A 7549-nucleotide genomic window follows, 5' to 3' on the forward strand; every position below is an offset into this window, starting at 1 on the left:
GTCAGTCCGCGGACCCCGGGGCGTACGTCCCGAAGCTCCACACATTGCCCTCCGCGTCACGCGCCATGTAGTCGCGCGACCCGTAGTCCTGATCCGTGGGCGGCATCAGGATCTCCACCCCGTACTCCACGGCCCGCGCATGGTGCGCATCGACGTCGTCCACCACGACGTACACCCCGCTCGGTCCGGCATCCGTCATCGCCTTGGCGAAGATCCCCCCGCGCCCCTTGGAGCCCAGCATCACCCTGCCGTTGCCGCAGGACAGCTCCGCATGCAGCACCGTGCCGTTCTCGCCCTCGTACACCGCTTCCTCGGTGAACCCCAGCCCCTCCGTCAGCGTCCTGATCACGGCCTTCGCGTCCTCGTACAGAATCGTCGGATAGATCGTCGGAACCCCGGCCGGTGCGCCCGCCATGGCGCTCACCTCTTTCCACTCTCCATTGTGATCTGCGTCTCGGTCTTCCGTCGGCCACCGACAGCGGCCGGACCGGCCGCGCGGCCGGCTCACCGGAAGGTGTTGCAGTCGGCCATGTCGCCGCTGCGGAAACCGGTGGTGAACCACTGCTGCCGCTGCGCCGAGTATCGGATAGTTCACACCGCTATGCCTGTTCTGGTTGCCGGACGGAGGCAGGGTGGCGGCGCCGGAGGGCGTCCTGGGCGGGTGATCGGCAAATGCCGTAGGAGCATGCGGAAAAGCAGTTGCACACCGCCAGTAGAATGGCCCGTATGGGAATTCTCCTTGTGCATGAGTAGCGGCGTCGAGTCGAGACTCTGAAGTCGTCCCGTCCGCCGTCCATCACCGCCCCGCCCTGGAGTTTTTCCGTGATCACCGCTTCCGGTATCGAGCTGCGTGCCGGCGCCCGCATCCTCATCGAGTCCGCCAACTTCCGTATCGCCAAGGGCGACCGCATCGGCCTCGTCGGCCGCAACGGAGCGGGCAAGACCACCCTCACCAAATGCCTCGCCGGCGAGGGCACACCGGCCGGCGGCACCATCGCCCGCTCCGGTGAGGTCGGCTACCTCCCGCAGGACCCGCGCACCGGTGATCTCGACATCCTCGCCCGCGACCGCATCCTCTCCGCCCGTGGTCTCGACGAGATCCTGCGCAAGATGCGTGAGAACGAGGACCGGATGGCGAACGGCCAGGGCGCCACCCGCGAGAAGGCGATGAAGAAGTACGAGCGGCTGGAGACGGAGTTCCTCACCAAGGGCGGTTACGCCGCCGAGGCCGAGGCCGCCACCATCGCCGCCGCGCTCAGCCTGCCCGACCGGGTGCTCGGACAGCCGCTCCACACGCTCTCCGGCGGTCAGCGCCGCCGTGTCGAGCTGGCCCGCATCCTGTTCTCGGACGCCGACACCCTGCTCCTCGACGAGCCGACGAACCACCTCGACGCCGACTCCATCGTCTGGCTGCGCGACTACCTGAAGAGCTACCGTGGCGGCTTCGTCGTGATCTCCCACGATGTCGACCTCGTCGAGACGGTCGTCAACAAGGTCTTCTACCTCGACGCCAACCGCTCGCAGATCGACATCTACAACATGGGCTGGAAGCTCTACCAGCAGCAGCGCGAGGCCGACGAGAAGCGCCGCAAGCGTGAGCGCCAGAACGCCGAGAAGAAGGCGGCCGCGCTCAACTCGCAGGCCGACAAGATGCGCGCCAAGGCGACCAAGACCGTTGCCGCGCAGAACATGGCCAAGCGCGCCGAGCGGCTGCTCTCCGGCCTGGAGGCCGTCCGGGTCTCCGACAAGGTCGCCAAGCTGCGCTTCCCCGAGCCCTCGCCGTGCGGCAAGACCCCTCTGATGGCGGAGGGACTGTCCAAGTCCTACGGTTCGCTCGAAATCTTCACCGACGTGGACCTCGCCATCGACAAGGGCTCCCGCGTCGTCATCCTCGGCCTCAACGGTGCGGGCAAGACCACCCTGCTCCGGCTCCTCGGCGGTGCCGAGAAGCCCGACACCGGCGAGGTCATCGAGGGCCACGGGCTCAAGCTCGGCTACTACGCCCAGGAGCACGAGACCCTCGACCCGGAGCGCACGGTCCTGGAGAACATGCGCTCCGCCGCCCCGGATCTCGACCTCGTCGAGGTCCGCAAGACGCTGGGCTCGTTCCTCTTCTCCGGCGACGACGTCGACAAGCCGGCCGGCGTGCTCTCCGGCGGCGAGAAGACCCGTCTGGCGCTCGCGACCCTGGTGGTCTCCTCCGCCAATGTGCTGCTCCTCGACGAGCCGACGAACAACCTCGACCCGGCCAGCCGCGAGGAGATCCTCGGCGCGCTGCGCACGTACAAGGGCGCGGTCGTCCTCGTCACACACGACGAGGGTGCGGTCGAGGCGCTCCAGCCGGAGCGGATCATCCTGCTGCCGGACGGCGTCGAGGACCTGTGGGGTGCGGACTACCGGGACCTGGTCGCCCTGGCCTGATTCCCGTGGTCCGGGCGGTTTCCTTGCCCGCTGTCGGCTGATCCACTCCGACTGGATCATTCGGCCGACGCGTGATCCATCATCTGCGTGAGGACCTCTCATACCTCGGCGCGGCGCCCGGCAGATACCTGCCGGGCGCACCCATGTGGGGCCGTTCCCCCTCGTACGGCCCTGACCTGGCTCTTCGTCTCAACTCCGCGCCGGACCGCCCCCGAAGTCCGGCGGAATGCGAGATTCCGCTCGTGAAGACGTATTCCCGGGGTGCGAAACCGGTTGTACGGACCTTGCCGAATGGGTGGCCAGGAAGCCCCCGAGGGGTGATCATGAGAATCCAGAGCGCACTTCCCATGAGGAGGCACGGGTGGCCGAGACTCTGAAGAAGGGCAGCCGGGTGACCGGCACCGCGCGCGACAAGCTCGCGGCAGACCTGAAGAAGAAGTACGACTCCGGTGCGAGTATCCGGGCGTTGGCCGAAGAGACCGGCCGCTCCTACGGATTCGTCCACCGGATGCTCAGCGAGTCCGGAGTCACGCTGCGGGGACGCGGCGGAGCGACACGGGGCAAGAAGGCTGCCACGGCCTGACGGCCTCAGGCCCTGTCGTCGAACTGCCGTCTGCTGCCCTTGGGGCGAGTACGGCAGCTCGACGATGGGACCTAGGCGGATCGGGACACGTCGCAGGACGGACATGCCCCGAGGGCTCACCGGTTTCGGGCGGTGGCCACCCGGTCGGCCATGTGGCCGACCGGGTGGTTACTGTTCAGTCACTTAGCTCGACATGCTGACTGCACCCGATCCGGAGGCGCCCCATGACCTCGCTCGACTCTGTGCTCGACCAGGACGGTGTACGACTCACCGTCGATGACGCGGTTGCCACGGTGACCCTCACCAATCCGGCCAAGCGCAACGCTCAGTCCCCCGCTCTGTGGCGGGCGTTGACAGAGGCCGGACGGGCGCTGCCCGGCAGCGTGCGGGTCGTCGTGCTCCGTGGCGAGGGCAAGTCCTTCTCCGCGGGGCTCGACCGGCAGGCGTTCAGCCCCGAGGGGTTCGACGGCGAGCCGTCCTTCCTCGACCTGGCGCGCGGCAAGGAGTCCCAGCTCGACGCGACGATCGCCGAGTACCAGGAAGCGTTCACCTGGTGGCGCCGCAACGACATCGTGTCGGTCGCGGCGGTCCAGGGGCATGCGATCGGCGCCGGCTTCCAGCTCGCCCTCGCCTGCGATCTGCGGATCGTCGCCGAGGACGTGCAGTTCGCCATGCGTGAGACCAGTCTCGGTCTGGTCCCCGACCTCACCGGCACGCACCGCCTGGTGCACCTGGTCGGATATGCCCGCGCGCTCGAAATCTGCGCCACCGGCCGTTTCGTCCACGCGGGGGAGGCCGAGCGCACCGGCCTCGCCAACCGCGTCTTCCCCGCCGACCAGCTCGACGCGGCGGCCCGCGACCTCTGCGCCGGGCTGCTGGCGGCCCCGCGCGACGCCGTCATCGAGACCAAGGCACTGCTGAGCGGCGCGGTCTCGCGTACGTACGAGGACCAGCGCACCGCCGAGCGCGCGGCTCAGGGCCGCCGCCTCCGCGACCTTGCGGGCCTCACCGACTGAGGAAACGGCACCGGGCGTCCCCCCAGCGGGAGCCGCCCGGTCACTCCGCGTGCGCCGCGGTGGTGACGGTCCCGGTCGTTCCGCGTGCGCCGCGGTGGCGACGATTCAGGGTCACTTCGCGTGCCCCATGGCCGTGACGATCCCGGTGGCTCCGCGTCCACCACCGCGGCGGCCGGTCCGTTCAGCCCGCGTCCACCACCGAGGTGACCAGCACGGTTACCGGCGGATGTCCGTCCACGGCGTCCGCCACCGCCGTTCGCACCGCCCGTGCCACATCGAGCGCCCGGTGGTTCGCGTCCGTCGCCAGCTCGACCCGCACATGGTCCGCGGCCGTATGCACCGCGCTGCCCAGCACACGGGTCAGCGTCGCGACACCGGGGACCGCGGCCGCCGCCGTCCCCGCCGCGCCCTCCGGCTCCGCCCCGCGCACCGCGGCAGGCTCCGGGGCAGCCCGGTCGGGGACCGTGTCCAGCAGCTCCGTCACCTGTAGATCCACCTCGCCGACCACCAGGCCGAGCCGTTGCGTGGCCGCCGTCAGCAGGATCGAGCGCAGGGCGGCCGCGGCGGCGGGCAGCGGCCGGTCGGCCGTCGCCGACATCGTCGCCTCGATCCGCAGCGGCCCGGGCGGCAGCGCGCTCGGCGGCGACGGCAGCGCCGGGTCCGGGACCGCGTCCGGGTCCGCCACGGTGATCCGTACGTCCCCGAGCACCGGGCCGGTTCCCGATGCGCCCACCGAGCGCCGCAGTACCGAGATCACGGCCCGCTCCGCGATCCACGCACCGTCCGCCGGACCACCCAGGGGGAGCAGTCTGCCCAGGCCGAGCCTCTGCCGTACCGCCGCCGTCCATCCGTCGGCCCTGTGCGGGCTGTCAGCCGTCGTCATTGCCCCAGCCTGCCGCATCCACGGCGCGAGACGGGGCAAGCGCACTTAATGTGGGCAAGGAAGTCCAACCCTGCCCCGAAGGGAAGAGTGGCGATGACCGACACCCCGCAGCGGAACCGGCCCGAGAACCCCGACAGTGCGACGGGGGACGACAGCAGGAAGAGTCCGCTGACCAAGCGCGGCGGAGGAGATCCCGCCACCCGCGGCCGTACCACCATCGCGGACGGTGTGGTCGAGAAGATCGCCGGTATGGCGGCGCGCGACGTGGTCGGTGTCCACGCGATGGGCAGCGGCCTGTCCCGTACCTTCGGTGCGGTGCGCGACCGGGTCCCCGGCGGCGGCAAATCGGTCACCCGCGGCGTCAAGGCGGAGGTCGGCGAGTCGCAGACCGCCCTCGACCTGGAGATCGTCGTCGACTACGGCGTGTCGATCGCCGATGTCGCCGGTGACGTACGGGAGAACGTCATCGCGGCGGTCGAGCGGATGACGGGCCTCGAGGTCGTCGAGGTCAATATCGCGGTCAGCGATGTGAAGCTGCCCGACGAGGAGGACGAGACCCATTCCGAGCCACGTCTCCAGTAGGCCTCCCACCCGAGACAGTTGAGGAGCGCACGATGAGCATGGCCGTGGTCGGCATGGTGGCCGGCATGGCGCTCGCATTCGCCGGGTACTTCGGCGGATTCGGGGCCTTTCTGCTTGTCGCCGCATTGGGAGCGATCGGCTTCGTCGCCGGTCGCTTCCTGGACGGCGATCTGGAACCCGGCGACTTCTTCCGGAGTCGCGAGCGCGGCGACCGACGGCGGTGATGGCGTTGTCGGGGGTGCTCGGCCGGGTCCCTGCCGCGGAACGGGGCGAGACCCGGATCGCCGACCGGGTCGTCGCAAAGATCGCCGCACAGGCGGCGAAGGAGGCTGTCATCGAGCCGCCGCGGGAGGGCGCCTCGCCGCGCGCCACTGTCACGGTGCACCGTGACACCGCCCGGGTACGGGTCAGTCTGGAGCTCGGATATCCCACCGACATCGGCCGCCAGTGCGGTGCCGTGCGCCGGCACGTCATCGAACGGGTAAAGGCGTTGGCGGGGATGGAAGTGCCCGAAGTGGCCGTACAGGTCGAGCGTCTGCATCCCGCGGGAGCGAGCGCCGCGGCACAGGGGAGGATCCGATGACCGAGCCCCAGGAGCCGGAGAACAGCACGCGGCGCCTGCCCACCGGCGACCCCGTGGAACGCGGAGGCGGACTGGCTCTCGGCCAGTCCGCCTCCGCCGCGGCGTACGACCCGGCGCCGGTGAAGGAGCGCAACGGCGGCAGCGCCGGCCGCTTCTGGTCCGCGCGCCGCATCCCGGCCGGGCTCCTCGCACTGGTGATCCTCGGCGGATCCGGCCTGCTGCTGTACGACGTGGCGGCGGTACGGGCCCATCACCCGGCCATGCACTGGCGCCGCGCGCTCGCCGACGACCTGGCGGAGCGGCCGCTGGACAATGTGTGGGTGGTGGCCGGTGCCGCACTCGCGATGGCGATCGGTGTGTGGCTGATCGTGCTCGCTGCCACGCCCGGTCTGCGCGACGTGCTGCCGATGCGCCGCGACCGTCCGGGGGTACGGGCCGGGCTCGACCGGACCGCCGCCGCCCTGGTCCTGCGCGACCGGGCCGTGGAGGTGTCCGGCGTGCAGTCGGTGCGGGTCCGGATGGGGCGCGCCAAGGTCGCGGTGCGTGCCGTGTCGCACTTCCGCGAACTCGGCGACGTGCGGGCCGACTTGGACGCCGTACTGGGCGCGGGGATCGAGGAACTGGGCCTGGCGAAGCCGCCGAGCCTGTCCGTGCATGTCCGCCGTCCGGCGAAGAAGGGGTGACCGCGGTGCTCAGGACCGTCAACCGGGTACTGCTCGCACTGGCCGGGCTGGTGCTGATCTGCGGCGGCGGCGCGGTGCTCGTCGCCGGGCTCGGCCTTTCCGTGCCGTCCTGGTGGCCGTGGGACGGCAGGACCGATGTGCTGCTCAGCAGGGCCGACCGGGACCGCTGGCGTGCCGACGGCTGGTGGTGGCCGACCGTCCTCGTGGTCCTCGCGGTCCTCGTCGTCCTCGCGTTGTGGTGGTTCCTCGCCCAGCTCCGCCGCGCCCGCCTCACCGAGGTGCTGGTCGACAGCGGCGACGGCGAGGGGGCGCTGCTGCGCGGCCGGGCCCTGGAGGGCGTGATCGCCGCTGAGGCGGGGACGCTGGACGGGGTGGCCCGCGCCCAGGTGATGCTGGTCGGCCGGCGCAGCACGCCGCGGGCACGGATCCGGCTGCTGATGGAACCGCACGCGGCACCGGACGAGGCCCTCGGCCGCCTCGCGGACGAGGCCCTGGCTCATGCGAGGGACTCGGCGGGCCTGACGGAACTTCCGGCGGAAGTGCGGCTGAGGGCCGTCAAGCACCGTGCGGAACGGGTGAGTTGAGGGCGGGGGCGTCCGGCAGCGGCAGAATCGAGCCCGACGAGGGGTCCCTCCCCTGCCTCCTGGCATGGGGAGGCCGAGGACGAGAACGGCCGCCGGGCGGCCCCGGTACCTCCGGTCCCGCTCAGAGCCTGTCGGGTGACCTCTGATCGGGCGGCCACGCCCTGGCACGCACGCTTCCCGCGTTGCCGAAATGCCCTAGTAGCTCCTTCCCCAA

General features: G+C 70.9%; 11 protein-coding genes. 8 read left to right on the forward strand and 3 right to left on the reverse strand.

All coding sequences use genetic code 11. The features are described 5' to 3' along the window. Position 1: 1 nt before the first annotated feature. Both ACWD6R_RS17135 and ACWD6R_RS17140 read right to left on the reverse strand, forming a co-directional pair. Positions 2–415: a VOC family protein gene (locus tag ACWD6R_RS17135; RefSeq protein ID WP_451819427.1), complete on the reverse strand. Its 414-nt coding sequence runs from the start codon at positions 413–415 to the stop codon at positions 2–4. 89 nt (positions 416–504) lie between these two features. Then, positions 505–588, reverse strand: a complete 84-nt coding sequence (locus tag ACWD6R_RS17140; RefSeq protein WP_451819437.1) for a neutral zinc metallopeptidase — start codon at positions 586–588, stop codon at positions 505–507. A gap of 234 nt (positions 589–822) precedes the next feature. On the opposite strand from ACWD6R_RS17140, the gene ACWD6R_RS17145 reads away from it, so the two are divergent. The 3 genes from ACWD6R_RS17145 (at position 823) to ACWD6R_RS17155 (ending at position 4020) form a co-directional block, all read left to right on the forward strand. Further along, positions 823–2421, forward strand: a complete 1599-nt coding sequence (locus tag ACWD6R_RS17145; protein WP_451819428.1) for an ABC-F family ATP-binding cassette domain-containing protein — start codon at positions 823–825, stop codon at positions 2419–2421. Positions 2422–2782: 361 nt separating this feature from the next. Continuing rightward, on the forward strand, positions 2783–3004 hold the full coding sequence (locus ACWD6R_RS17150; RefSeq protein WP_037691626.1) for a helix-turn-helix domain-containing protein: 222 nt from the start codon (positions 2783–2785) through the stop codon (positions 3002–3004). A gap of 224 nt (positions 3005–3228) precedes the next feature. Next, positions 3229–4020, forward strand: coding sequence for an enoyl-CoA hydratase/isomerase family protein (locus ACWD6R_RS17155; protein ID WP_451819429.1), 792 nt, complete (start codon positions 3229–3231; stop codon positions 4018–4020). A gap of 181 nt (positions 4021–4201) precedes the next feature. On the opposite strand, the gene ACWD6R_RS17160 is transcribed toward ACWD6R_RS17155, so the two are convergent. Further along, positions 4202–4903, reverse strand: coding sequence for a hypothetical protein (locus ACWD6R_RS17160; RefSeq protein WP_451819430.1), 702 nt, complete (start codon positions 4901–4903; stop codon positions 4202–4204). A 93-nt stretch (positions 4904–4996) separates the two neighbouring features. Here ACWD6R_RS17160 and ACWD6R_RS17165 point away from each other — a divergent pair, with 93 nt between their 5' ends. The 5 genes from ACWD6R_RS17165 to amaP are packed head-to-tail and all read left to right on the forward strand — an operon-like array spanning position 4997 to position 7335. After that, the gene (locus ACWD6R_RS17165; protein WP_451819431.1) at positions 4997–5485 is read left to right on the forward strand and encodes an Asp23/Gls24 family envelope stress response protein; all 489 of its coding nucleotides are present in this window, start codon (positions 4997–4999) and stop codon (positions 5483–5485) included. Between the two features lie 32 nt (positions 5486–5517). Further along, on the forward strand, positions 5518–5709 hold the full coding sequence (locus ACWD6R_RS17170; protein ID WP_345513707.1) for a hypothetical protein: 192 nt from the start codon (positions 5518–5520) through the stop codon (positions 5707–5709). Continuing rightward, positions 5709–6068 (forward strand): Asp23/Gls24 family envelope stress response protein, encoded by a 360-nt coding sequence (locus tag ACWD6R_RS17175; RefSeq protein WP_451819432.1) that lies wholly within the window; start codon positions 5709–5711, stop codon positions 6066–6068. The genes ACWD6R_RS17170 and ACWD6R_RS17175 overlap by 1 nt, the downstream gene beginning before the upstream one ends. Then, positions 6065–6751 carry a DUF6286 domain-containing protein gene (locus tag ACWD6R_RS17180; RefSeq protein WP_451819433.1) on the forward strand — a complete coding sequence of 229 codons (687 nt, stop codon included), beginning with the start codon at positions 6065–6067 and terminating at the stop codon, positions 6749–6751. Before ACWD6R_RS17175 ends, ACWD6R_RS17180 begins: the two co-directional genes overlap by 4 nt. Further along, positions 6748–7335 (forward strand): alkaline shock response membrane anchor protein AmaP, encoded by a 588-nt coding sequence (gene amaP, locus ACWD6R_RS17185; RefSeq protein ID WP_451819434.1) that lies wholly within the window; start codon positions 6748–6750, stop codon positions 7333–7335. The genes ACWD6R_RS17180 and amaP overlap by 4 nt, the downstream gene beginning before the upstream one ends. Positions 7336–7549 lie beyond the last annotated feature (214 nt).

The sequence above is a fragment of the Streptomyces sp. NPDC005151 genome, from assembly GCF_053599875.1.